This is a genomic window from Candidatus Mycobacterium methanotrophicum (genome assembly GCF_023515995.1).
Lineage (GTDB): Bacteria > Actinomycetota > Actinomycetes > Mycobacteriales > Mycobacteriaceae > Mycobacterium > Mycobacterium methanotrophicum.
This window is the reverse complement of record NZ_CP097320.1, coordinates 967,287-991,366: the sequence shown is the minus strand read 5'-3', so window position 1 is coordinate 991,366 and position 24,080 is coordinate 967,287. Positions and strand designations below refer to the sequence as shown.

General features: G+C 65.7%; 22 protein-coding genes and 3 pseudogenes. 10 read left to right on the top strand and 15 right to left on the bottom strand.

From position 1 onward, the window contains the following. Positions 1–26: 26 nt before the first annotated feature. Both ilvN and M5I08_RS05365 read right to left on the bottom strand, forming a co-directional pair. Positions 27–539 (bottom strand): acetolactate synthase small subunit, encoded by a 513-nt coding sequence (gene ilvN / locus M5I08_RS05370; RefSeq protein WP_219067202.1) that lies wholly within the window; start codon positions 537–539, stop codon positions 27–29. Continuing rightward, positions 539–2,392: an acetolactate synthase large subunit gene (locus M5I08_RS05365; RefSeq protein WP_219067203.1), complete on the bottom strand. Its 1,854-nt coding sequence runs from the start codon at positions 2,390–2,392 to the stop codon at positions 539–541. Before M5I08_RS05365 ends, ilvN begins: the two co-directional genes overlap by 1 nt. A gap of 390 nt (positions 2,393–2,782) precedes the next feature. Here M5I08_RS05365 and M5I08_RS05360 point away from each other — a divergent pair, with 390 nt between their 5' ends. Beyond that, a complete protein-coding gene (locus tag M5I08_RS05360) occupies positions 2,783–3,121 on the top strand; it encodes a PH domain-containing protein (RefSeq protein ID WP_219067226.1) in 339 nt (112 codons plus the stop codon). A gap of 6 nt (positions 3,122–3,127) precedes the next feature. Here M5I08_RS05360 and M5I08_RS05355 read toward each other — a convergent pair whose 3' ends face one another. After that, entirely contained in the window at positions 3,128–3,985 is an 858-nt protein-coding gene (locus M5I08_RS05355) for a DoxX family protein (protein WP_219067204.1), read from the bottom strand. Between the two features lie 168 nt (positions 3,986–4,153). On the opposite strand from M5I08_RS05355, the gene M5I08_RS05350 reads away from it, so the two are divergent. Beyond that, the gene (locus tag M5I08_RS05350; protein WP_370328579.1) at positions 4,154–5,275 is read left to right on the top strand and encodes a PQQ-dependent sugar dehydrogenase; all 1,122 of its coding nucleotides are present in this window, start codon (positions 4,154–4,156) and stop codon (positions 5,273–5,275) included. A 23-nt stretch (positions 5,276–5,298) separates the two neighbouring features. Here the strand turns inward: M5I08_RS05350 and M5I08_RS05345 are convergent, their stop codons facing one another. The 6 genes from M5I08_RS05345 to gatC form a co-directional block, all read right to left on the bottom strand. Continuing rightward, positions 5,299–5,808 carry a flavin reductase family protein gene (locus tag M5I08_RS05345; protein ID WP_219067205.1) on the bottom strand — a complete coding sequence of 170 codons (510 nt, stop codon included), beginning with the start codon at positions 5,806–5,808 and terminating at the stop codon, positions 5,299–5,301. Between the two features lie 247 nt (positions 5,809–6,055). Then, positions 6,056–7,579 (bottom strand): Asp-tRNA(Asn)/Glu-tRNA(Gln) amidotransferase subunit GatB, encoded by a 1,524-nt coding sequence (gene gatB / locus M5I08_RS05340; protein ID WP_219067206.1) that lies wholly within the window; start codon positions 7,577–7,579, stop codon positions 6,056–6,058. Positions 7,580–7,627: 48 nt separating this feature from the next. Then, entirely contained in the window at positions 7,628–8,557 is a 930-nt protein-coding gene (locus M5I08_RS05335) for a MinD/ParA family ATP-binding protein (protein WP_249763142.1), read from the bottom strand. A 352-nt stretch (positions 8,558–8,909) separates the two neighbouring features. Next, on the bottom strand, positions 8,910–9,941 hold the full coding sequence (locus tag M5I08_RS05330; protein WP_219067208.1) for an ATP-dependent 6-phosphofructokinase: 1,032 nt from the start codon (positions 9,939–9,941) through the stop codon (positions 8,910–8,912). A gap of 100 nt (positions 9,942–10,041) precedes the next feature. Further along, positions 10,042–11,520: an Asp-tRNA(Asn)/Glu-tRNA(Gln) amidotransferase subunit GatA gene (gene gatA / locus M5I08_RS05325; RefSeq protein ID WP_219067209.1), complete on the bottom strand. Its 1,479-nt coding sequence runs from the start codon at positions 11,518–11,520 to the stop codon at positions 10,042–10,044. Then, complete coding sequence (gatC, locus tag M5I08_RS05320; protein ID WP_219067210.1) at positions 11,517–11,816, bottom strand: Asp-tRNA(Asn)/Glu-tRNA(Gln) amidotransferase subunit GatC; 300 nt, start codon at positions 11,814–11,816, stop codon at positions 11,517–11,519. The genes gatA and gatC overlap by 4 nt, the downstream gene beginning before the upstream one ends. Before the next feature lie 94 nt (positions 11,817–11,910). Here gatC and M5I08_RS05315 point away from each other — a divergent pair, with 94 nt between their 5' ends. From M5I08_RS05315 to M5I08_RS05300, 4 genes and pseudogenes are all read left to right on the top strand, one after another. Further along, positions 11,911–12,570 carry an ACT domain-containing protein gene (locus M5I08_RS05315; RefSeq protein ID WP_219067211.1) on the top strand — a complete coding sequence of 220 codons (660 nt, stop codon included), beginning with the start codon at positions 11,911–11,913 and terminating at the stop codon, positions 12,568–12,570. 225 nt (positions 12,571–12,795) lie between these two features. Further along, positions 12,796–13,409: pseudogene (locus tag M5I08_RS05310) on the top strand (IS66 family transposase); the annotation flags it as partial. A 380-nt stretch (positions 13,410–13,789) separates the two neighbouring features. Next, the gene (locus M5I08_RS05305) at positions 13,790–14,602 is read left to right on the top strand and encodes a transposase (RefSeq protein WP_370328565.1); all 813 of its coding nucleotides are present in this window, start codon (positions 13,790–13,792) and stop codon (positions 14,600–14,602) included. Between the two features lie 213 nt (positions 14,603–14,815). Then, on the top strand, positions 14,816–16,213 hold the full coding sequence (locus M5I08_RS05300) for a ribulose-bisphosphate carboxylase (protein ID WP_219067214.1): 1,398 nt from the start codon (positions 14,816–14,818) through the stop codon (positions 16,211–16,213). Positions 16,214–16,272: 59 nt separating this feature from the next. On the opposite strand, the gene M5I08_RS05295 is transcribed toward M5I08_RS05300, so the two are convergent. The 4 genes and pseudogenes from M5I08_RS05295 to M5I08_RS05280 all read right to left on the bottom strand — a co-directional run bounded on the left by M5I08_RS05295 (position 16,273) and on the right by M5I08_RS05280 (position 19,294). Beyond that, positions 16,273–16,458, bottom strand: coding sequence for a hypothetical protein (locus M5I08_RS05295; protein ID WP_249763141.1), 186 nt, complete (start codon positions 16,456–16,458; stop codon positions 16,273–16,275). Positions 16,459–16,498: 40 nt separating this feature from the next. Then, positions 16,499–17,725, bottom strand: a complete 1,227-nt coding sequence (locus M5I08_RS05290; RefSeq protein WP_249763288.1) for an IS110 family RNA-guided transposase — start codon at positions 17,723–17,725, stop codon at positions 16,499–16,501. Between the two features lie 272 nt (positions 17,726–17,997). Then, a pseudogene (locus tag M5I08_RS05285) lies at positions 17,998–18,675 on the bottom strand (sensor domain-containing protein). Between the two features lie 43 nt (positions 18,676–18,718). Beyond that, on the bottom strand, positions 18,719–19,294 hold the full coding sequence (locus M5I08_RS05280; RefSeq protein WP_219066667.1) for a sensor domain-containing protein: 576 nt from the start codon (positions 19,292–19,294) through the stop codon (positions 18,719–18,721). A 244-nt stretch (positions 19,295–19,538) separates the two neighbouring features. Between M5I08_RS05280 and M5I08_RS05275 the strand changes: the two genes are divergently transcribed. The 3 genes and pseudogenes from M5I08_RS05275 (at position 19,539) to M5I08_RS05265 (ending at position 20,887) form a co-directional block, all read left to right on the top strand. Beyond that, positions 19,539–19,757 carry a hypothetical protein gene (locus tag M5I08_RS05275; RefSeq protein ID WP_219066668.1) on the top strand — a complete coding sequence of 73 codons (219 nt, stop codon included), beginning with the start codon at positions 19,539–19,541 and terminating at the stop codon, positions 19,755–19,757. A gap of 461 nt (positions 19,758–20,218) precedes the next feature. After that, positions 20,219–20,314, top strand: a pseudogene (locus M5I08_RS05270) (amino acid-binding protein); the annotation flags it as partial. A 63-nt stretch (positions 20,315–20,377) separates the two neighbouring features. Beyond that, positions 20,378–20,887: a hypothetical protein gene (locus M5I08_RS05265; RefSeq protein ID WP_219066738.1), complete on the top strand. Its 510-nt coding sequence runs from the start codon at positions 20,378–20,380 to the stop codon at positions 20,885–20,887. 7 nt (positions 20,888–20,894) lie between these two features. Here the strand turns inward: M5I08_RS05265 and ligA are convergent, their stop codons facing one another. Both ligA and M5I08_RS05255 read right to left on the bottom strand, forming a co-directional pair. Further along, the gene (gene ligA, locus M5I08_RS05260; RefSeq protein ID WP_219066669.1) at positions 20,895–22,958 is read right to left on the bottom strand and encodes an NAD-dependent DNA ligase LigA; all 2,064 of its coding nucleotides are present in this window, start codon (positions 22,956–22,958) and stop codon (positions 20,895–20,897) included. Between the two features lie 9 nt (positions 22,959–22,967). Continuing rightward, entirely contained in the window at positions 22,968–23,438 is a 471-nt protein-coding gene (locus M5I08_RS05255; RefSeq protein WP_249763140.1) for a hypothetical protein, read from the bottom strand. Here M5I08_RS05255 and M5I08_RS05250 point away from each other — a divergent pair. Continuing rightward, positions 23,362–24,003, top strand: coding sequence for a hypothetical protein (locus tag M5I08_RS05250; RefSeq protein WP_370328578.1), 642 nt, complete (start codon positions 23,362–23,364; stop codon positions 24,001–24,003). The two genes, M5I08_RS05255 and M5I08_RS05250, sit on opposite strands and share 77 nt — an antisense overlap. Positions 24,004–24,080 lie beyond the last annotated feature (77 nt).

Below are 24,080 nucleotides of genomic sequence, written 5' to 3'. Positions count from 1 at the left end.
ACTGTGTGTTCCTTCTCCTCGATGAACTATTTGGCCGTGCCGATGCTGCGTGGCCCGCGAGACAGCGATACCAGGCCGGACTGCACGATCTCGCGGACACCGAAGGGCTCCAGCACCCGCAGGAGCGCCTCCAACTTGCTCTGGTCACCCGTGGCTTCGATGGTCAATGACTCCGGCGACACGTCAATAACCTTGCCGCGAAACAAGTTGACCGCTTCGATGACCTGACTGCGAGTGCCGGCGTCGGCCCGCACCTTGATCAGGGCCAATTCCCGTGCCACCGAATTGTGGTCATCTTGCTCGATGATTTTGATGACGTTGATGAGCTTGTTGAGCTGCTTGGTGATCTGCTCGAGCGGCGTTTCCTCGGCGGAGACGACGATCGTCATCCGCGACATGTCTTTTTGCTCGGTGGCCCCCACCGCAAGCGATTCGATGTTGAATCCGCGGCGGGAGAACAGCGCAGCCACGCGCGCGAGCACACCGGGTTTGTCTTCGACGAGCACCGACAATGTGTGCGTCTTCGGCGATCCGGTCATTAGGCGTGCCCTTCGGATTCGTCGTCGAACAGCGGGCGGATGCCACGGGCCGCCTGGATCTCGTCATTGCTGGTTCCGGCGGCAACCATCGGCCAGACCTGAGCGTCGGCGCCCACGATGAAGTCGATCACCACCGGCCGGTCGTTGATCGCCCGCGCCTGAGCAATGACGTCTGCTACATCTTCCATACGCTCGCAACGCAATCCGACACAGCCCAGCGCCTCGGCCAACTTGACGAAGTCCGGGATGCGGTGCGAGTGGGTGGCGAGGTCGGTCTGCGAATAGCGCTCCTGATAGAACAGCGACTGCCATTGACGGACCATGCCCAGGTTGCCGTTGTTGATCAGCGCCACTTTGATTGGCGCGCCCTCGATCGCGCAGGTGGCCAATTCCTGGTTGGTCATCTGAAAGCAGCCGTCGCCGTCGATCGCCCACACTTCTGCATCCGGGCGGGCGAGCTTGGCGCCCATGGCCGCCGGGATGGCGAACCCCATGGTGCCCAGACCGCCGGAATTCAGCCAGCTACGCGGTTTTTCGTACTTGATGAACTGTGCGGCCCACATCTGGTGCTGGCCGACGCCGGCGACATACACGGCCTCCGGGCCGGCGATCTCACCCAGCTTCTCGATCACATACTCGGGGCCCAGACTGCCGTCGCTTTGCGGCCCGTAGCTCAATGGGTAGGTGGCCCGCACCTCATCGAGGTAGTCCCACCAGGCGGCGATATCGATGTTGGCCGGCACGCGAGCGTGGCGCAGCGCCTCGATCAGATCGGCGATGACAGCCTTGACGTCACCCACGATCGGCACGTCGGCGCGTCGGTTCTTGCCGATCTCGGCGGGGTCGATGTCGGCGTGGATGACCTTGGCCTCGGGCGCGAACGAGTCGAGGTTGCCGGTCACCCGATCGTCGAAACGGGTGCCCAGCGCGATCAACAGGTCGCTGCGCTGCAGTCCCGCCACCGCGGCCACCGTGCCGTGCATGCCGGGCATGCCCAGGTGCTGACGGTGGCTGTCCGGGAACGCACCGCGCGCCATGAGCGTGGTCACCACCGGAATGCCGGTCAGCTCGGCCAATTCGCGCAGCTGCTCGCACGCCTCGCCGCGGATGACGCCGCCACCGACGTAGAGCACAGGTTTGCGCGCTGCGGCGATCAACCTGGCGGCTTCGTGGATCTGGCGATTGTGCGGTTTGGTGTTCGGCTTGTAGCCGGGCAGGTCCATGCGTGGCGGCCAGCTGAACGTGCACCGGCCTTGCAGCACGTCTTTAGGGATATCGACGAGCACCGCCCCGGGCCGGCCGGTAGCCGCGAGATGAAAAGCCTCGGCCAGCACCTGGGGGATGTCATCGCCGTTGCGGACCAGAAAATTGTGTTTGGTGATCGGCATGGTGATGCCGGAGATGTCGGCCTCCTGGAAGGCGTCAGTCCCGATCAGCGAGCGACCGACCTGCCCGGTGATCGCGACCACTGGGATGGAATCCATTTGCGCGTCGGCCAGCGGAGTCACCAGGTTGGTGGCGCCGGGACCCGAGGTGGCCATGCAGACGCCGACTTTTCCGGTGGCGTGTGCGTAGCCGCTGGCAGCGTGACCGGCGCCCTGCTCGTGGCGCACCAGCACATGGCGCAGCTTCTGCGAATCGAACAGCGGGTCGTAGACCGGTAATACGGCGCCGCCAGGGATTCCGAAAATGACGTCGACGTCGAGCTCTTCCAACGACCTGATTACCGATTGCGCACCGGTGAGTTGTTGTGGCGCAATGCGTTTCGGTTGAGGCGTGGGCGTCTTTGCTTTGGCCCGCGTGCCGTTGAGGGGTTGCGACGGCTGTGGCTGTCGCGTGGTGGGAGCGCTCACTGGTTCCTCTTTACATCCTGATGGTTGGCGTCGGAGGTTGACAAGCACTGCCAACAAAAAACCCCCGCCAGCTCAGCGGCTGCACGAGGGTTGCGCGTTGGTGCTCGAAAAAGCTACTCCCGGCTTGGGAATAACCCGGTCTAATCAGCCACCGACGCGCCGACCGAGTACTACGAGCATTTCACGGCTGTCCATAATGCCCGACGGTATCCTCCGCACAGGTCAGCAGTCAAATTTGGGCTTGGCAGGCCACCCAGGCGTTGAGATTGCGTCCACGGTCGTGCGTTCCGCTCCCGGCACAGCCCTCGTTGCAATTTCAAGGGATGACATGATGCCAGTGTGGCGAAAGATTCGCTGGAAACACCGCCAGTGGTGATCAACATTTCGCCGATGGCCCACTTCGCGGTGGGTTTTTTCGCGCTCGGCCTGCTGGTGCCCGTCTTGACCTGGCCGGCGACCGCACCGCTGCTGATCGTTCCGGTGGTGTTGTCGGCATTGATTTTTCGGCTTCGCACGCAGGCCGATCAAGACGGCGTGACAGTGCGCACGCTGCTGGGCAGTCGCGCCGTGCGGTGGGAGGACATCGACGGGCTGCGGTTCAGCAGAGGCTCGTGGGCGCGCGCGCAGCTCAAAAACGGCGACCAGTTGCGGTTGCCTGCGGTCACCTTCGCGACCTTGCCGCAATTCACCCAGGCCAGCGGCGGCCGAGTGCCTAATCCGTACAGCTGAGCCGGCTCAGGTCACCGGGTTGGCGCCGTTGAGCAGCGCCCACAGCGCGATGCCGGCGCCGACGCCCCCGATCAGCGCCGCAAACGACCCGATGAACGGCCGCCGCGCCCAGCCCCGACCAGCGTCGAAGCCGTAGCGTCCCGGGCCGACGAGGACCACGGCGGTGGCCATCGCGATCAGCGTGATGTCGTATTCATGTCCGTTCGGCAGGAAGAACGGCAACGACTTCCCATGGTGCGCAGCCGACATCCCGGCCAGCAGGCCGTTGATCAGGTAAGCCAGCGCGCCCGCGGCGGCCAGCGGCGTGAATAGCCCCAGTACCAGCAGCACGCCGGCGGCGATCTCGCCGCCGGCGGCGCAGTAGGTGAGGATGTCGGCGTGCTGGTAGCCGATATCGGACAGCGAGTTCTTGAATCCGCTCAGTCCCTGCCCGCCCCACCAGCCGAACAGCTTCTGCAGCCCATGCGCGACGAACACCGAGCCCAGGCCGACCCGCAGGATCAGCAGACCGAGATGCTGCGTGCCGCGACGGCCAGCGGCGCGCACCCGCTCGTCGTCGTCCTCGTTACGCTCGTCGATGCCCTCCGGGCCGAACCCCGAGTGTCGGCCGGTGGATGAGTGCGGCTGGTAGGGCAACGGCTCCTGGCCCCCGATCAGCCCGTACCCCGTACTGGCCGGGCGCGCATTGCTGGAGGCACTGGAGTCGTAGTGCGGGATGGTGGTCGTCTCGAAATCGCCTGCATACGTGGCTGACGGCAGGTCGTCCTCCGGGTCGACCAGGCTTGCCGAGCTCGGCCGCGCCGGAGTTCGCGCCGCGGTATCCTCTGGCCGCTGCCACGGTGCGTCATTCGGTTGACTGGTCACTCGTGTCAGGGTAAGGGCAATTCGGCCCGAATTGGGGATTTGAGCGGCGCTTTCGCTGTGCCGATTAGCGTGTCGCCGCACGCGACTGCTCGTTTGCGGGCAATCCGGGGAAGACGCGCGCCACCCCGTCGCGGGCAACCAAGCCGAGATGTCCGTAATCTGGCCGCTATGCAGTTGTGGTGGTCGAGGCGGCGCGGGTTGGCCGCGCTCTGCTCAACGCTGCTGGTTTTAGCCGGTTGCGCGCAGTTCAACGATGCCGCATCGCAGCCGTTCACCACCGAGCCCCAGCGTCATCCGCCGCCGAGCTCGACACCTCCCCCGCCACCACCGCTGCCTGACAAGCCATTCCCCAAAAAGTGCCCTGCACCAGGGGTGATGCAGGGCTGCCTGGAAACCACCAGCGGCCTGCTCATGCAGCCTGACAGCAAGTCCGCGCTGGTGGCCGAACGGACCACCGGCGCTGTCAAAGAGGTGTCGGTCAGCGCCGAGCCGAAGGTGAAGACCGTCATCCCGGTCGACCCGTCCGGCGACGGTGGGCTGATGGACATCGCGCTCTCACCGACCTATTCACAGGACCGGTTGATGTACGCCTACATCAGCACGCCTGTCGACAATCGGGTTGTCCGCATCGCTGACGGCGATATCCCGAAGGACATCTTGACCGGGATCCCGAAAGGCGCCACCGGCAACACCGGTGCGCTGCTCTTCACCAGCCCCACCACGCTGGTCGTGCTCACCGGTGATGCGGGCAACCCGGCGATGGCCGCCGATCCGGCATCGTTGGCCGGCAAAGTCATCCGTATCGAGCAGCCGACCACGCTCAACCAGGCACCACCCACCACCGCGCTTAGCGGTATCGGCGCGGGCGGCGGGCTGTGCACCGACCCCGTCGACGGCTCGCTCTACGTCCTCGACCGCGCCCCCACCGCCGACCGGTTGCAGCGGATCAGAAAGGACTCCAAGGTATCCACGGTGTGGACGTGGCCGGACCGGCCGGGTGTGGCCGGCTGCGCGGCGTTGGACGGCACCGTGCTGGTCAACTTGATCAACACCATGCAGACGGTGGCCGTCCACCTCGCCCAGGGAACCGGTGCTGTCACCGGCCCGCCTGACGTCGTCCGTAAAGACACTCACGGGCACGCGTGGGCGCTGCGGATGTCGCCGGACGGCAACGTCTGGGGGGCAACGGTTAACAAGACCGACGGCGACGCCACGAAGCTCGACGACGTGGTGTTCCCCCTGTTCCCGCACGGCGGCGGTTTCCCGCGGGCCAACGAGGACAAGACCTAGCGAGCAGTTCGACGTAGGCCGCTTCAGGCCTGGTGACCCGGCTCCATATCAGCGACGTCGGAAAAGCTGACCAGATCGTTGGCGGCTTCAACGGCATCTCCGGTGAGAGGTGCCAACAGGTAACCGATGTGGTCGCCGAGATCGAACCGCTTGAGCGTCCTGCCGACGAACCATGCCACCGCGTCGTCGAGAATCGGCATGCCCTCCGGGCCGGTGCGCCATGAGCAGTGATCGAATTTGTCGACCTGGTCGCCGGTCTGGCCCCCGAACAGATGCGCCAACCCGATATGCCTGCGCGCCAACACGTGCACCGCCAGGTGGTCAGATCGCGCCGCCACCCGAGTGGTGTGGTTGTTCTTGGACAGTCCGACCAGAAACCGCACAGGCCGCATGCTGGTCTGGGTGGCGAAGCCGACCAGGCAGCCCGAGGGATGACCGTCGGCTTGCGTCGTCACTACGAACATCGTGTAGTCCAGCATCCCGACCAGTCGGTCGAAAGAGTCGTCGCCCACATCGCCATCATCACCCAACATCGCCGAAATGCCCGCCAAGTTCGGCTAGTTACGTTGGGCCAGAGTCATGTTCGTCTTGCAACAGGAACTCCTCGACGAGAGTGCTCACTAGTCTTGGATCTTCCAGACCGGCCAGATGAGCCACCCCGTCGAGCATACGAATCGACGGGTTCGGGATGGCGTCGGCCATCGCCCCTCGCGCGGGAAACAAGTAGCCGTCGGATGTGATGACGATTGCGCTGCCGTCGGCGTAGAACCCCGCCAGCCGCTAAGTGCAGGCTTTGAGCACCAGCTCGCGCACCCGCGCTGCGTCGGCTTGACCCTTGGTGGCCTTCATGACCGCGCCGACGATCGCGCCTGCGGCCTGAACTTTGCCGCCCCGGATCTTCTCGGCGACATCGGGATTGGCCGCCAATGCCTGGTCAACCGCGGCTTGAATCAATGAATCGTCGCGCACCACGGCCAATCCCCGCGCGGTCATCACCGCTTCAGGTTCGCCCTCGCCGGCGAGCACACCCTCGACGACTTGGCGGGCCAACTTGTTGGACAGCTTGCCTTCGTCGACCAACGCCACCACGGCCGCGACTTGAGCTGGGGTGATCGGTAATTCATCGAGTTCCACGCCCGCCTCGTTGGCCTTTTGCACCAGGAAGTTGCCCCACCAGGCGCGGGCCTTCTCGCTGGAAGCGCCGTGCTCGACGGTCGCGGTCACCAGTTCGACGGCCCCGGCGTTGACGAGATCGCGCATCACCTCGTCAGAGACGCCCCACTCCCGCTGGACCTGCTTGCGGCGCAACCACGGTAATTCCGGAATGGTCTGACGCAACCGCTCGACGAGCTCGCGGCTGGGCGCCACCGGTTCCAGGTCGGGCTCAGGAAAGTAGCGGTAATCCTCGGCGGTCTCCTTGGTACGGCCCGGGCTGGTGTAGCCGGACTCGTGGAAGTGGCGCGTTTCCTGGGTGATCCGTCCTCCGGCGGTCAAAACGGCGCCCTGCCGCTGCATCTCGTAGCGGATGGCGACCTCGACGCTTTTGAGCGAGTTGACGTTCTTGGTCTCGGTGCGGATGCCGAATTCGCTGGCGCCGATCGGTTTCAGCGACACGTTGGCGTCGCAGCGCATCGAACCCTGATCCATCCGGACATCGGAAACACCCAACGCGCGCAACAGGTCTCGCAAGGCTGTCACATAGGCCCGCGCGATTTGCGGGGCCCGTTCACCGGTCTCCTCGATGGGCTTGGTGACGATCTCGATCAACGGCACGCCCGACCGGTTGTAGTCGATCAGCGACGTCGTTGCTCCGTGGATGCGGCCTGTTTCGCCGCCCAAATGGGTCAGCTTGCCGGTGTCTTCCTCCATGTGTGCACGTTCGATCTCGACTCGCCAGCTGGTGCCGTCCTCGAGCGGCACATCCAGATAGCCGTTGACGGCGATCGGCTCGTCATACTGCGAGATCTGGTAGTTCTTCGGCATGTCCGGATAGAAGTAGTTTTTCCGGGCGAACCGGCACCACGGCACGATCTCGCAGTTCAACGCCAACCCGATCCGGATCGCGGATTCCACCGCGGCCGCGTTGAGCACCGGCAGCGAACCAGGTAGGCCCAGGCATACCGGGCACACCTGGGTATTGGGCTCGGCGCCGAACGCGGTGGCGCAGCCGCAGAACATCTTGGTGGCGGTGGACAGCTCGACATGCACTTCCAAGCCGAGCACCGGCTCGTAGCGGACGATGACATCGTCGTAGTCGAGCAGTTCCGCATTGGGCGCCTTGGCAGCACTCACGGCAGAAGTCATACGCTCGATCCTAATGGGCGACGTTCGACCGACGCCTGACTGGCGGCGCTAGTGCGCCGGCGTTCCCATATCGCGTCTGGGGAACATGTCGGCCAACGCGGCGGCCATCTCCAGGTAGCCTCGGCTGCCCCGCTTGCCCAGCTGCCCGAGAGCGATTTCTTGGCCCTGGTGCACATGCCGGTCGAACGGGAGGTTCACCACACGTTCGGGCGCGAACTGGTCCGACAGCTGCTGAAGCCGGTTGCTCACCGGGCCGCTGGCCTTGCCTTGTTCGGTGTGGTTGATCGCCAGCACCGTCGACTCGATCTGTCGCCGATATCCGTTTTTGGACAACCACTTAATTGTGGTTCGAGTCTTCTCGATTGCGTCGACCGAAGCGTTGGTGACCACCACAAGGGCTCGCGCCTCGGACAAAACCGCTTCCGTCACAGCGGATTTGAGCGCCTTGCCGCAGTCCATCAACACCACGGAGTAGTGATTCCGGAGTATCGAAAACGCTCTACGGACGTCGTCGCGATTGAGGAGCCAGTCGGTGTCTGAATAGTTCGGCAGCGCCAGCAGCTCCAGGCCGGCACGGTTGCGTCGGGTGTACGCTCGCACGTCCGGATACCTCGTCACCGACCGATTGGCGAGCAGATCGACCAGGCTCAGCTGGTTTTCGTAGCCATGCCGGTCGGCGAGATCTCCGCCGTCGAGGTCCAAGGCGATCACCCGGTCGGTGCGTGCATCGGCGAATGTTGAGCCAAGAGCCTCGACGACCGATGTTTTGCCGACGCCACCTTTGAGGTTCAAGACGGCGATGGGAAACGCGCTGCCTAAGGGCGCCCGGACCCGACCACGCAGCTCGAGTTCATAGCTCTCGCTTCGGCTCGGACCCAGGTGGATTCCGGTGAGCCGGGTTAGCAAGCTTCGCCAGCTGAATTCCGGCGGCGGTTCGGCGTATGGATCTTCCAGGCTGTCGAGTGCGATCCTGCGCACCGGGCGCGGCGACCCAGCCGGCGGCGTCTTTGCCTGGACTGCTGGAACAGTGGCTGTCCCGATCGGCGGTTGAGCCGGCCATGGCGACCGCTGATCGCCGGGACCGGCGGGGTGGGCCGGCCGTGGCTGACCCGTCGAAGTTCGGTGGTGCGGCGGGTAACTTTGCCGCACCACCCTGGGCGGTGATCTGTGAATTACACCGCGATCAAAATCGCGGGGATTCATGTCTTCGACGGTAGCACTGCGACTGGGCGCGGAACACCTGAGACGGGCGCTGAACTGGCCGATCCTCAGTGGCGTGCGGGTGAACCCGAGCCTGCATGAACGTAAAGCGGGGGTGACGTTCCCGGGGTTAACCGAAGAAGGCGGCGGCGTCGTCGTAGCGACTTTGCGGTACCAGCTTGAGCTGGCGCACCGCGTCTGCCAGTGGCACCCGGCCGATGTCCTGGCCTTGCAGCGCCACCATATTGCCGAACTCGCCGGCGTGTGCGGCATCGGCCGCGTTGACACCGAAGCGGGTGGCCAGCACCCGGTCGTAAGCGGTCGGCGTGCCGCCGCGCTGGACATGGCCGAGCACAGTCACCCGGACTTCCCTGTTGATGCGCTTCTCCACCTCTGCGGCCAACTGGTCGGCCACGCCGGTGAACCGCTCGTGGCCGAATTCATCGAGGCCGCCTTCACGCAGCGTCATCGAGTCGGGGGCCGGTTTGGCGCCTTCGGCGACCACGCAGATGAAATGCGAGTCGCCGCGCTGGAATCGCCATTTGACCAGCCGGCACACCTCTTCGACGTCGAAGGGCTTTTCGGGGATCAGCGTCATGTGAGCGCCGGACGCCAGCCCGGCGTTGAGCGCGATCCAGCCGGCGTGCCGGCCCATCACCTCGACCAGCATCACCCGCTGGTGCGACTCGGCGGTGCTGTGCAACCGGTCGATCGCGTCGGTGGCCACCGTCAACGCCGTGTCGTGGCCGAAAGTTGCGTCTGTGCAGTCGATGTCGTTGTCGATGGTCTTCGGCACGCCGACAACCGGGACGTTCTCCTCGGAGAGCCAGTGCGCGGCGGTCAGCGTTCCCTCGCCGCCGATCGGGATCAGCACGTCGATGCCGTTGTCGTCCAGCGTCTGCTTGATCTGGTCTAGTCCGGTCTTCAGTTTGTCCGGGTGTACCCGGGCGGTGCCCAGCATCGTTCCGCCCTTGGTCAGCAGTCGGTCGTTGCGGTCGTCATTGCGCAGTTGCATGCGCCGGTTTTCCAGCAGCCCGCGCCATCCGTCCTGAAATCCGACCACCGACGACCCGTATCGCGAGTCGCAGGTGCGCACCACCGCACGGATGACGGCGTTGAGCCCGGGACAGTCCCCGCCGCCGGTAAGAATTCCGATCCGCATGCCCCTCATCTTGCCTGGTTGTCGCCCGGGTGGCGCGAGCAGACGCAGAATCGCACGCGCTAGGCGATTTTTTACGCGATTCTGCGTCTGCTCGCGCCAGTTAAATGGCTGACGGCAGAGGTCCGCGGGCGGCCTCGTAGGCCGCCGCCACCCGGTAGATCCGGTCGTCGGCCAGCGCCGGCGCCATGATCTGCAGCCCGACCGGCAAATTGTCGTCCGGCGACAACCCCGACGGCACCGACATTCCGCAGTGGCCGGCCAAATTCAGCGGCAGCGTGCACAGGTCGAACAAATACATCGCCAGCGGATCGTCTACCTTCTCCCCCAACCGGAATGCGGTCGTCGGCGTGGTAGGCGACACCAGCACGTCCACGCATGCATAGGCAGCGTCGAGGTCACGGGCGATCAACGTGCGCACCTTCTGCGCCTGGTTGTAGTAGGCGTCGTAGTAGCCCGCCGACAGCGCGTAGGTGCCGATCATGATGCGCCGCTTGACCTCTGGCCCGAACCCGGCCGCCCGGGTAAGAGCCATCACCTCCTCGGCGCTGTGCGTGCCGTCGTCGCCGACCCGCAGCCCGTAGCGCATGGCGTCGAAGCGGGCCAGGTTGCTCGACACCTCCGACGGCAAGATCAGGTAGTAGGCGGCCAGCGCGTGATCGAAGTGGGGACAGTCGACTTCGGACACGTCGGCGCCGATCGCGGTCAACTGCTCGACGGCACTGTTGAACGATTCCAGCACACCGGGCTGATAACCCTCGCCGCGCAACTGCCGGACCACGCCGACGCGGACACCGCTCAGATCTCCCGCGGCGCCGGCCTTCGCGGCGCCGACGACATCGGGAACGTCGGCGTCGGCGGAGGTGGAGTCTTTCGGATCGTGTCCGGCGATCACCTGATGCAGCAGCGCGGTGTCGAGCACGGTGCGCGCACACGGACCGCCCTGATCCAGCGATGACGCGCAAGCCACCAGGCCGTAGCGGGACACCGTGCCGTAGGTGGGTTTGACGCCGACGGTCGCCGTCAGCGCGGCCGGCTGGCGGATCGAGCCGCCGGTGTCGGTTCCGACGGCCAGCGGTGCCTGAAACGCCGCGAGCGCGGCAGCGCTGCCGCCCCCGGAGCCACCCGGAACCCGGTCGGTGTCCCACGGGTTGCGAGTCGGGCCGTAGGCGGAGTTCTCCGTCGACGAGCCCATCGCGAACTCGTCCATGTTGGTTTTGCCCAGGATCGGGATACCGGCTGCTCGCAGGCGCGCGGTCACCGTGGCGTCGTAGGGGGAACGCCAGCCCTCGAGGATCTTCGACCCGCAGGTGGTCGGCATGTCGCGGCTGGTGAACACGTCTTTGAGAGCTAACGGCACTCCTGCCAGCGGTGACGGCGACTCGCCGGCGGCTATCGCCTTGTCGACGGCTGCCGCGGCCGACAACGCCGCATCGGCCGCCACGTGCAGGAAGGCGCCGTAGCGTCCATCGGTCGCCGCGATCTGGTTCAGGAACGCTTGGGTGACCTCGGTGGACGACAGCTCCTTGGCGGCGATTTTGCCGGCCAGCGTCGCGGCGTCGAGCCGGATGATGTCGGTCATTGCGGTTCCCCGAGGATCTGCGGGACAGCGAAGCGCCCGTCCACGGCTTCAGGCGCCTCGGCGAGCGCTTCCTGCTGAGTCAGGCACGGTGTGATCTGGTCGGGGCGGGCGACGTTGACGTCTTTGAGCGGGTTGTCGGTTGGCTCGACACCGGTGACGTCGACGGCTTGGACCTGGCTGACATGGGTCAGGATGGCGTCGAGTTGGCTGGCGTAGGTGTCCAGCTCGGCATCGGTCAATGCCAGCCGGGCCAGACGGGCCAGATGGGCCACCTCGTCGCGGGAGATCTGGGACACGACGCAAGAGCCTATCGGGCTGTCCGAATATGACGCTGGCAGCACACTCGCCGCCGACATGCCGCGGGCGCGTGGCTGTGCAACAGTGTTGCAGGTGCCTTCCTATCTGCTGCGCATTCAGCTTGCCGACCGGCCAGGCAGCCTCGGCTCGCTGGCCCTGGCCCTGGGCTCGGTGGGCGCCGACATCTTGTCGCTGGATGTCATCGAACGCGGGTCCGGCTACGCGATTGACGACCTCGTGGTCGAGCTGCCGCCGAGAGCCATGCCCGACACGCTGATCACCGCTGCCGAAGCACTCAACGGGGTGCGGGTGGACAGCCTGCGACCGCACACCGGCCTGCTGGAAGCCCACCGGGAACTGGAACTGATTGACCACGTCGCCGCCGCCGGCGACACCGCGGGCAAGCTAAAGGTGCTGGTCGCCGAGGCGCCGCAGGTGCTGCGGGTGAGCTGGTGTGCGGTGCTGCGCAGCTCCGAGAACGGGATCCGGCCCGTGGTCGGCAGCCCGGGCGCGCCGGAAACCCGACTCGACGCCGTCCCGTGGATGCCTATCCAGCACCCCACTGCCCTGGACGCCGGCGACGACTGGGTGCCGCAGGTCTGGCGTGAGCTGGACACCACGCTGGTCGCCGCGCCGCTGGGATCGCCCGATACGGCGGTGATGCTGGGCCGGCCGGGCGGGCCGGTATTCCGGCCGTCAGAGGTGGCGCGGCTGGGCTACCTGGCCGGAATCGTCGGAACCCTGTTGCATTGAAATATTCGGCTCTCCTGACGTCGATGTGGATCATCGAGCGTGTGGTATGGGGCGAGGAGGGTGAGCGGGGGCGCACGGACGTGATCTAGGTTCGAGGGCTCTAACCCCAATCGATCCCGGAGCCGTCCGTGCGCGCGTCACCCCTACTCAATGCCCTCTTCGAACTGCCCGGCGCGCGTGTCGGCAAGGCCGCGGTCGAGGACGGCGAGCTACGGGTGACGGCCAGCTTGTGCCGGCGGCGCCCTGTCCTACGTGCACGTCGCCTGCACCGAATACCTGACCTTGATGCACGTCGGGCACCGCTGGGCCGCCACCATCGGCGAGGGCGGCGTGCTCACCGAATACACCGGGGTGCTGGTACGCGACGGCTACGCCGGCCACAGCCATCTGCCCGCGATCCACGCCTGGTGCGCCGCGCATCTGCTGCGCGACCTGCGCTCGATCTCCGACGCCGACCCCGACCACCAGCAATGGGCACTGGCCCTGGCCGGCGTGCTGCTCGACGCCCACCACGCCGCCACCGCCGCCCGCGCCGCTGGCGCCGAAGCCCTCGACCCGGCCGTACTCGCGGCCATCCGCAACCACTACCTGGGCGCGCTGGCCCACGGCAGCGACGAAAACCGTCGCCAGCACACCGAACTCGCCGCCAAGGCCGCACCCTGATCACCCGGTTCCGCCGCTATGAGGACATGATCCTGCGCTTCGCCACCGACCTGTCGGTGCCGTTCACCAACAACGACGCCGAACGCACCCTGCGCCCAGTCGAAATCCAGCAACGCAGCTCCGGCGGCTGCCCGCGCACCGTGGAAGGCCTCGCCGACTTCGCCATCGTGCACTCCTAACCGGAACTAGCGGGCCGGTCCATCGGGCAGACTCGCTAGCGGTAGCGGCCGGCGGGTGAGCACTGTTAGCTCCTGGACTTCGAGTCCTAGCTAGAGGTAGATCGTTGCCCCCGCCGGTTAGCTCGGGAGGAGGGATCGCTGATGGGATGTCGTGCCCGCCGCATGTGGCGTGAGCACTGGTTCATTAGGTTGCCGGCAGTTCGCCCGCACGTTACCGAATCATCCATTGGTGTCGAACCAGGAGGATTGGTTTTGTTATTCGTGGAAGACGATTGGGCGGAGGATCATGGCTGACATGGTGCGCACCGACGCGCATTCAGCTGCGGTCCGTCGCAGCCGACAGTTCTCAGGTTCAGGCGATCAAAGTGGTTGCCCGCGTGCATAAGACGCTGATTTGGGAACGCACTCGCCATGTGCTGCGTCTGCGGCATGCGCTGCGCGAGTACTTCCCGGCCGCGTTAGAGGCCTTCGAAGACCTCGACGCCGCTGACACGCTGCAGTTGCTGACCAAGGCGCCCGGCCCGGCCTCGGCGGCCAAGCTGACTGGCCCCCAGATCCGGGCTGCGCTCAAAGGCGCCCGCCGCCGCGACATCGACACCAAAACCGCGCGTATTCAGGACGCTCTGCGCGGCCGGCAGCTCGGCCGCCGCGAGGCGATGGCCGGCGCGTACGCGGCTACCACCCGCTCCATCGTGGCAGTCCTTCGTACGCTCAACGAGCAGATCGAGGTCTTGCAAGGGCAGGCGGAGGCCCATTCTGGCCGGCACCCGGACGCTGAGATCATCATGTCCCAGCCCGGCATGGGACCGTTGCCCGGCGCCCGGGTGCTCGGCGAATTCGGTGATGCCCCAGGGCGTTACACCGATGCCAAGGCACGCAAGAACTATGCCGGCACCAGCCCCATCACCCGTGCGTCGGGCAAGAAGAAGGTCGTGGCACACCCGGTTCGTGCACAACCACCGGCTCATCGACGCGCTCATGCTCCAAGCCCAGTCCGCGCTACGCGCCTCACCCGGCGCCCGCGCCGACTGCAACAAACAACGCGACCGGGAGCTGAGCAACAACGCCGCACCACGCCAGCTCTCCAACCGGCTCGTCGGCATCCTGCACGGCTGCCTCAAAATCCGCACCAACTACAACGAATCAACCGCATGGCCCCAACCCAAAGACCCAGGTCAACAATAAAATAACCCAGATCAACAAAATGCCGCTTGACAAACCAGTTTCATGGGATGTCTACATCGACACCGCCAACAAATGGGGCATCAACAAACTCCATGAAACTCCACGCCCTCCGCCAGCTCTTCGCCACCGGCGCCTGGCTACCCCCAGCGCTAGCCCCCAGCTGAATAGCTACATACAAGCACCGTATAATCCGCTTATACACCAAAGGAGTATTACAGATGGCTTATGACCAGTCACATCGCTACAGCAACCTGAAGCTGGAAGAGGGCAGGCTCATTGCGGAGGGCAACCACGTTCTCTGCACGTACCGGCTCCAGCCAAAGCCCGGCCACGGCTTCCTGGCGACGGCGGCGCACGTGGCTGCTGAATCCTCCACCGGAACCAACGTGGAGGTGAGCACGACCGACGACTTCACCCGTGGCGTGGATGCCTTGGTCTACGCCATTGACGAGCAGGCGTTCGGCGAGGCCGGCGGCTTGATAAAGCTGGCCTATCCGCTGGAGCTCTTCGACCGCAACATTACCGATGGGCGGATGATGCTCTCGCAGTTCACCAGCCTGATCGTTGGCAATAATCAGGGAATGGCAGATTTCATCAGCCTGCGCCTCATGGATGTCTACGTGCCTCCCAAGGCTTTGCTCCTTTTTGATGGCCCGGCGCTCAACATCAGCCAACTTTGGCGCGTTCTGGGGCGATCTCCTGTGGATGGCGGTTTCGTGGTGGGCACCATCATCAAGCCCAAGCTGGGCCTGCGTCCCAAGCCTTTTGCCGATGCCGCTTATGACTTTTGGCTGGGCGGGGATTTCATTAAGAATGACGAGCCCCAGGGCAACCAGCCATTCTGTCCGATGCGGGAAGTCGTTCCGCTCTTGGCCGACTCGATGCGTCGCGCCCAGGACAAGACGGGCGAAGCCAAGCTATTCTCGTTCAACATTACGGCTGATGATCCCAGGGAAATTATCGCTCGCGGCGAATACATCCTCCAGGTTTTCGGCAATGATGCGAATAAGGTGGCCTTTCTCGTGGACGGTTTTGTCGCCGGGCCAAGCGGTGTCGCCACAGTGCGCCGCCATTTCCCAAATGTCTTCCTTCATTACCATCGGGCCGGCCACGGAGCCATCACATCGGGGGTCAATCCCCGCGGTTATACCACCTTCGTCCACATCAAGTTGTCACGGCTCCTGGGGGCATCCGGAATTCATGTGGGGACTATGGGCTACGGCAAGATGGAAGGCGGCAAGGATGACCGGGCCATTGCCTACATGATCGAGCGGGACAGCGCCGATGGCCCTTATTACCATCAGGAGTGGCACGGCATGAGGGCGACGACGCCGATCATCTCCGGTGGAATGAATGCGGTTCGGACCCCGGGCTTCTTTGATAATTTGGGGCACGGGAATCTCATCATGACGGCGGGAGGCGGATGTTACGGGCACGTCGATGGCCCAGCCGCTGGTGCCAAATCCTTACGTCAGGCCTATGAGTGCTGGAAGGCAAAGGCCGACCCGTTGGCGTGGGCAAAAGAGTATCGGGAGTTCGCCCGTGCTTTTGAAAGCTTTCCCCACGACGCCGACGCCCTCTACCCGAATTGGCGCAAGCAGCTCAAGGTCGCTTGACGCCTGCGTCAGGAGCCGGGCGATCGCTAATGAGTAGCCGGGGTGGGCGGCGTAGCTGTTCAGCTGGGGACGAGCATTGGGGGTAGCCACGCGCCGGTGGTGAAGAGTTGGCGGAGGGCGTGGAGTTTGTTGATGCCCCATTTGTTGGCGGTGTCGAGGTAGACATCCCATGAACTAGGTTTGTCAAGCGGCATTTTGTTGACCCGGGTTATTTTCTTGTTGACCTGGGTCTTTGGGTTTGTCACCAATTCCTGAGCTATGTCAGACATCCCAGGAGCTTAAATGTCAAGCGGCGGTTTGTTGATCTTGATTGTGGGACGGCCAGGCGGTGGCTTCGTCGTAGAGCGTGCGGGTCTTGAGGCAGCCGTGCAGGATTCCGACGAGCCGGTTGGCGAGCTGGCGCAGCGCGGGGTTGTGGCCGAGGCCGCGGGCGCGTTGCTTGTCGTAGTAGGCGCGTGCGCCGGGCGAGGCGCGCAGCGCGGAGAACGCCTGCGTCATCAGCGCGTCGATGAGCCTGTCCTGATGCACGAACCGCGCGAGCACGACCTTCTTCTTGCCGGAGGCGCGGGTGATCGGGCTGGTTCCGGCGTAGTTCTTGCGGGCCTTCGCGTCGGCGTACCGTGCTGGGTCGTCGCCGAATTCGGCGAGCACCCGGGCGCCGAGGATCGGTCCCAGGCCGGGCTGCGACAGGATGATCTCAGCGTCCGGGTGCCGGTGAAAATGCTCCTCCACCTGCTCTTGCAGGATCGCGATCTGCTCGTTGAGGGTGGTGAGCACGGCCACGATCGAGCGGGTGGCAGCCGCGTACGCGGTGGTGATCACCGGGTCGCGGCCGAGCTGCTCGCCGCGCAGCGCGTCCTGGATCCGGCTGGTCTTGGTGTCGATGTCGCGGCGACCGGCGTGTTTGAGCGCGGCCCGGATCTGGCTGCGGTTCAGCTTCGCCGCCGACGCGGGGTCGGGGGCTCTGCCGAGCAGTTCCAGCGCATCGGCCGCGTCGAGATCGTCGAAGGCTTCCAGCGCGGCGGGGAAGTACTCGCGCAGCGCGTGCCGCAGCCGCTGGGTGTGGCGGGTGCGGTCCCAGATCATCGTCTTGTGCGAGCGGGCAACAACTTTCACCGCCTCGGCTGCCGCGCTGTCGCCGGCCACCGGGCGCAGCTGGTGCGAGTCGGTGCGGACCATGTCGGCCAGCGTGTGTGCGTCCGCCGGGTCGCTCTTGGCGCCGGAGACGCTGTGCCGCTCCCGGTACCGGGCCACCGACAGCGGGTTCACCGCGTACACGGTGTATCCGGCCGCGATCAGCGCGGCCACCCACGGGCCCCGGTCGGTCTCGATTCCGATCGCCACCTCGGCCATGTCGGCGTCGGCGCCCAGCTCGGCGCCGATCATCGCGTGCAACCGCGCGATCCCGGCCGCGCCCTCGGGCAGCCGCGCCCTGGCCAGCCTGCGTCCCGCCGAGTCCATCAGTTCGACGTCGTGATGATCTTCCGCCCAATCGTCGCCCACGTACAGCAATTTCGCCACTCCTCGCTCCTGTCTGCAGTTGTCCGGGTTACAGCCGGCAGCGTGCGGGAGAACTCTCGGCGACCTAATGAAGCAGTGCTCACGCCACGCGGGCGGGCACGACATCCCATCAGCGATCCCTTCTCCCGGGCGAACCGGTGGGGGCGACGATCTGACATCAGGACTCGAAATCCAGGAGGCATCAGTGCTCACCCACCGGCCGCTACCGGTAGCAAGTCTGCCCGAAGGCCGGACCCGCTAATACTCATTAGGAGTCCTGGTATTCAGTGCGGCATCTTGTTGGCGATCGCGTTGACCACCGCCACCGCCTTGTCGGCCGTCATGGCCATCCCCGCCACATACACATCGATCACCACGTTGGAGCGCGACGCGATCGCGCGCCCATGCGTGTGTCCTTCCCCGCCTTCAAGCGTGTCGACGATGGTCGAAATATTGTCCGAAGGCTGGGCAAACCCCACCGTGTACCAGTCCACTTCCGGATCCGGTGAGGCGTTAGGTGGAGCTCAAATGCACATCGGCGCAGCGCTGCCAATCAAGCACCACGCGAACCACAACCGGGTCGCCGCATCGGCGGTAGGAAACGACACCACACCCTGATCAATGTCGTGCGGATGTTTGTCGCCGGGCTCGCCCACTTTGCGGCCCGCCGCCCCGCTGTAGCCGGTGCCGTCGTAGGCGGTCCACATGGTGTTCCACACCGCCTCTGCGCACGACTGGTCTGAGTATGACTCGCCCTGCGGTGGCGTTATGCCGGTGTAGGGATCGAACGTCACCAGCGGCCCGACCCCGATGATGTCGCTGATCTGCGCATCCGACAGCAACAGTTTGGGCAGATCAGCCGGCGCCGCCACCGGCGCTTTGCCGTCGCGGGCTGGGAGCGGTCGCGCAGTGCCAGCCACCGTGGTCGAACACGCGGCAGCAACCGCCGCACATGACAGCATCCCGGCCGCGGTATGCCCAATTCTCGTTACCCGTCGCATGTCTCTAGGTCACCGGCACTTTCGCTGCGATCGCGGTGGCCAAGGCCTGCGCCTGGCCCGTGGGCCGCCGGCCACATACCTGGATGTCGACGGCAACGTTGTTGCGGACCGTCAACGCCCGCTCGCAACCCCATCCGGTGTCGACCGCTTCCTCGGTGCTCGACATCGTCAACATGCCGTCACGCTCGTCGGCCTGGCCGAAATCGTAGAACTCTTCGGGCCCGGCCGGGGCGTCGAGGTATCGCTGTTCCAAGCGCCGATCGTTGCACGTGCGCCAGGCGGCGATCTGTTTGGCGTAAAACGCGTTGGCGTCCACCGGCAGCGGAAACGACACCACGTCCTGCCAAACCCGCAGCGTGGCGCCGTCGGGCGGATCCTCAAAGAACCGGAGACGCGGCGCAACCCAGCCGCTCCCCTCGTACGCCGGCCACCACGCAACCCGCCACACCGCCGCACAGTCATCTGCGGCGGTTTTGCCCCCCTGGCCGGTTGTGCTTGAATCGTCTAAGACCAGCCCCTCCGTGAGCAGCACCGCGTTGAGTTGCTCCGGTGGCAGCAGCAAACCGTCTAGGGCCGCCACAGACACCGTGGGGGGTCATGGCCCAAATCGGTGGCCGGGACCGCCACCCCATCAGCGACCGACGTGCAGCCAGATGTCAGCACCGCCAGCCACCCGCAGCGGCCAACCCGCGGTGACCGCCACGCCACGTCACGTGTCGACGTGGGTGCATTACCCCAACCTCTACCGCAGACGTGTCCGTGAGACACCATACGAAGCCATCGTGTGACCAGCTCCCGAAACCGATTTACACCGCACTAACGCGGTGGCCGCAAAGCCGCTGACCGGGCTCGTCGCACCTTCGACGACCATGGCGGTCAACCACAGCGCCAATCTCGCCGCCGGACCGCTCAGCCAGGAAAACCTGCGCGAATGGTTCACCGGTCGACCCGTCTTCGGCCGCGTCCACGGCGAGAGCGCATCACGCGTCGAGATCGCGACGCTATCGCGCTGGCGGGGGTCCAGTGAGCGCAGGGGCCCATAGCCTGCGCCCATGCCGGGTCCCCGGCCCCTGACTCGGGCCTTCGCGCGGTTACCACGGCCGGGGGCGCCGGCCGCGGAGTCGGCGGAGGTGGCGGCTGCTGCCGCTGTGCTCTCCGCTGCGGGGACCGAATTCTTGTCGCTTCCGTCGTCTCGACGGGACCGACCGGGGTCGGGCCGCCGTGCCCGCCGCCACGAGACCAATCAGTCACAGCCAACCTCTTTCCGACAACCCGACACCTTCGCATCCTGCAGCAAACATCAGCGTCAATTTTGCTGCATCCACGACTACCTCTCGATCACTCATTTACCGCGCACCGCCGCCGTATCGCTGCGACGGCCGCCACGCATCGCCAGGCCAGCGACAAGCTGCGCGGTTGACCTGACTCGAGAGTCTTTACGGTCGTGCGCGGGCCGTTCGCGAGCATTGAACGCTAACCGTATCCAAAAGGCTCCGACCAAGGTATTCAGTTGGGCCGCCCCGGCAGGCCGGTTTTCCGGCCATCAGAGGTGGCGCGGCTGGGCCATCTGGCCGGGATCGTCGGAACCCTGTTTCATTGACAGTGCCGAAAAACGGGGTACTGAGCAGATGTGGTGCTGTTATCCGATACCCAGATCGCCGTGATGTCCCCGGACGAACGGCGTCAACTCATACACCGACTTGAGCGGCCGCTCTCCGATCGGCTGCCGGTAGATGCGGTGCACCGGACTCGCCGGGGCTGGCTGGGGCTCATGATCGGCGGGACGCTGGTGCTGATTCCCTGGATCGTCTATCTCTCGTTCGCGCTGCCCGACGTCTACCTGGTGCACGACTGGACGGCGACCTGGGTCGGCTTCGACCTGCTGCTGCTCGCTTTGATGGCGGCTACCGTCGTGTTCGGCCTGTTGCGCCGACAGGTGATGCTGCTGACTGCGTTCGCGACCGGCATGTTGCTGATCTGCGATGCGTGGTTCGACCTGATGACCGCCGGACCCAGAGACTTCCTGGTGTCGGAGCTGACCGCGACGGTGGCAGATTTGCCGCTCGCAGCGATACTCATCACCGGCACACTGCGACTGTTCCGGTTCAGCGCTATCCGGATGTGGCTGCTGGAGCCGCATACCCCGCTGTGGCGGCTGCCACTGCTGCCCTGATCATTCATCAAGGCCCGTCGGCCAACAGCTCTCGGAATCCGTCCTCGTCGAGGATGGGCACGCCGAGCTCAACTGCCTTGTCGTACTTCGATCCCGGGGAATCGCCGGCGACGACGTAGTCGGTCTTCTTCGACACCGAACCGGCGGCCTTGCCGCCCCGCGCCACGATGGCCTCCTTGGCGTCATCGCGGGAGAAGCCGGTCAACGAGCCGCTCACCACGATCGTCAATCCTTCCAGCGTCCGGGGCACGCTGGCGTCGCGCTCGTCGGCCATCCGCACGCCCGCCGAGCGCCATTTGTCGACGATGGCCCGATGCCAGTCGACGGTGAACCATTCGGTCACCGCGGCGGCAATGGTCGGGCCGACCCCCTCGACGGCGGCCAGCTGCTCGGTCGAGGCGGACGTGATGGCGTCCAGGCTGCCGAACTCGGTCGCCAGTGCGCGGGCAGCGGTCGGACCGACGTGGCGAATCGACAGCGCCACCAGCACCCGCCACAGCGGCTGCTTCTTGGCCCGGTCCAGGTTAGCCAGCAGCCGCTTGCCGTTGGCCGACACTGCCCCGCTTTTGGTGGTGAACAACTCGGTGCGCAGCAGGTCGTCTTCGGTCAGGCCGAACAGGTCACCCTCGTCGCCGATCACGTCTGCTTTCAGCAGCGCGATGGCCGCCTCGTAGCCCAGGCCTTCGATGTCGAAGGCGCCGCGACCGGCGACGTGAAATACCCGTTCACGCAATTGCGCCGGGCAGGCCCGCGCGTTGGGGCAGCGGATGTCAGCGTCGCCCTCCTTGGCCGGCGCCAGCGGAGTTCCGCATTCGGGACACGTTGTCGGCATGACGAATTCGCGCTCGGAGCCGTCGCGCAGGTCGACCACCGGACCCAGCACTTCGGGGATCACGTCGCCGGCCTTGCGGATCACCACCGTGTCGCCGATCAACACACCCTTGCGCTTGACCTCGGCGGCGTTGTGTAGGGTGGCCAGCCCGACCGTCGATCCGGCAACGGTGACCGGTGTCATGAACGCGAACGGCGTGACCCGGCCGGTGCGCCCGACGTTCACCCGGATGTCGAGCAGCCTGGTCTGTACCTCCTGCGGCGGGTATTTGTAGGCGATCGCCCACCGCGGTGCCCGCGAGGTGGATCCCAGCCTGCGCTGCAGCGTCACATCGTCGACTTTGACGACGACGCCGTCGATTTCGTGGTCGACGTCGTGGCGGTGCTCGCCCCAGTAGGCGATGCGCTCGAGGGCGCCGGCAGCGCTTTGCACCCGCGTGGTGTGTTCGGAGACGGGCAGGCCCCAGGCGCCCAGCGCCAGGTACGTGTCGTGCAGGGTCGGTGGCCGAAACCCTTCGATGTGTCCCACCCCGTGGCAGATCATCCGCAGCTTGCGGCGCGCGGTGACCGCCGGGTCCTTTTGCCGCAGCGACCCGGCCGCGCTGTTACGGGGGTTGGCGAACGGCGTCTTGCCGTCTTCGACCAGCGCCGCATTGAGCGCTTCGAAATCGGCGACCCGGAAAAACACTTCACCGCGCACCTCGAGCACGTCGGGCACCGGGTAGTCGTCGCTGGCGGTGAGCCGCTCGGGGACGTCGTCGATGGTGCGAGCGTTGAGCGTGACGTCCTCGCCGGTGCGGCCGTCGCCGCGGGTCGCGGCCCGCACCAGCCGTCCGTCGCGGTACACCAAAGCCAGTGCGACACCGTCGATCTTGAGCTCGCACAGAAACGGCACATCGTTACCGACCTCGGCGTGGATGCGCGCCGCCCACACGTCGAACTCGTCGGTGCTGAACACGTTGTCCAGCGACAGCATCCGCTCCAAATGGTCGGCCGAGGTGAAATCGGTGGCGAAGCCTGCGCCGCCGACGAGTTGGGTCGGCGAGTCGGGCGTGCGCAGCTCGGGATACTGCTCCTCGAGTGTCTGGAGCCGACGCAGTAGCTGGTCGAAGTCCGCGTCGGAAATGATCGGCGCGTCGCGCACGTAGTAGCGGAACTGGTGTTCGCGCACCTCGTCGGCCACTTCGCGCCAAAGCCTGCGGACTTCCGGCGCTATCGCGTCAGCCTCTGCTGAGCTCACCCTGGCAGGTTATCGGAGGGTGCCGAGATTGCCGTCGTGGTCGTGAGGCGGGCCGCTTGAGCATGCCGGTGGCAGCGTAGATCGGTTCCTTAGGGCTCGCGCCCATAAGTTCGTCGGGGGTCGTGTCCAGGCGGTTGGGTCGCCGAGGTAGAGGCCGCAGGCGGTGTCGAGGGCGTCTTCGGGTGAGCCTGCTGTGTGGCCGGTGGGTAGTACTGAGTCTTGGTAGCCGTTCTTGCTGGCCAGGTAGATCGCGAAGCCCCAGCGGGAGGCTGATCCGCCGTAACGCAGCCGCATCAGGCCGCCCGCCGACCGGATCACGTTGACCGGGCCGCAGCGGCGCGGACTGCGCCGCCTGGTGCGGGCCGGGCGCACCGAGCAACGCCTGGTCACGCGGGCCAAGATCGTGCTCGCCGCGGCCGAGGGAACCCCGAACGCGGTGATCGCAGCGTCGCTGCGGGTCTGTGCGGAGACCGTGCGCAAATGGCGGCGCCGCTGGTGCGCGGCACCCGGGGCGGCCTCGCTGGGCGGTGCGAAACGCTGCGGGCGCCCGCCAGTGTTCACCGCGGCGCAGATCGCCCAGGTCAAAGCGGCCGCGCGCATCCCACCAGCCGATGCCGGGCTGGCGTGCCCGGAAACTGGCCCACTACGCCACCACGAGCGGAATCTGCGCTTCGATCTCATCGGCCACCATCGGCCGCTGGCTGTCCGAGGACGCGCTCAAACCCCCGCTGCCGCTGCCATCCCACGCTCCCGCCCGGGGTGGCGCGCACGATGCGGGTCGACCACGACTACGACCGTGGCGGCGCGCTGGCTTACCTGGCAGCCTACGACGTGCACCGCGCGTATGTCGTCGGCCGCTGCGAAGACACCACCGGCATCGAGCCGTTTGCCCGGCTCGCCGCCCAGTTCCCCAACGCGATCCCGGTGCGCACTCCGGCGCATGGGTCCTGGCTCAATCAGATCGAGATCTACTTCTCTATCGTTCAGCGAAAAGCGCTCTCGCCCAACGATTTCACCGACCTTGACGCCATCATCGACCGCCTGAACGCCTTGGGGGCCAGCTACAACCAGTACGCACGGCCATTCAAATGGAAATTCACCACCACCGACCTCGACGAACCG

What these genes read in the sequence shown, in the direction of transcription:
- ilvN (WP_219067202.1), bottom strand. Translation starts at nt 539, where the DNA reads ATGACCGGATCGCCGAAGACGCACACATTGTCGGTGCTCGTCGAAGAC.
- M5I08_RS05360 (WP_219067226.1), top strand. Translation starts at nt 2,783, where the DNA reads ATGGCCCACTTCGCGGTGGGTTTTTTCGCGCTCGGCCTGCTGGTGCCC.
- M5I08_RS05350 (WP_370328579.1), top strand. Translation starts at nt 4,154, where the DNA reads ATGCAGTTGTGGTGGTCGAGGCGGCGCGGGTTGGCCGCGCTCTGCTCA.
- M5I08_RS05345 (WP_219067205.1), bottom strand. Translation starts at nt 5,808, where the DNA reads ATGTTGGGTGATGATGGCGATGTGGGCGACGACTCTTTCGACCGACTG.
- gatB (WP_219067206.1), bottom strand. Translation starts at nt 7,579, where the DNA reads ATGACTTCTGCCGTGAGTGCTGCCAAGGCGCCCAATGCGGAACTGCTC.
- M5I08_RS05330 (WP_219067208.1), bottom strand. Translation starts at nt 9,941, where the DNA reads ATGCGGATCGGAATTCTTACCGGCGGCGGGGACTGTCCCGGGCTCAAC.
- gatA (WP_219067209.1), bottom strand. Translation starts at nt 11,520, where the DNA reads ATGACCGACATCATCCGGCTCGACGCCGCGACGCTGGCCGGCAAAATC.
- M5I08_RS05300 (WP_219067214.1), top strand. Translation starts at nt 14,816, where the DNA reads ATGGCTTATGACCAGTCACATCGCTACAGCAACCTGAAGCTGGAAGAG.
- M5I08_RS05265 (WP_219066738.1), top strand. Translation starts at nt 20,378, where the DNA reads ATGTCCCCGGACGAACGGCGTCAACTCATACACCGACTTGAGCGGCCG.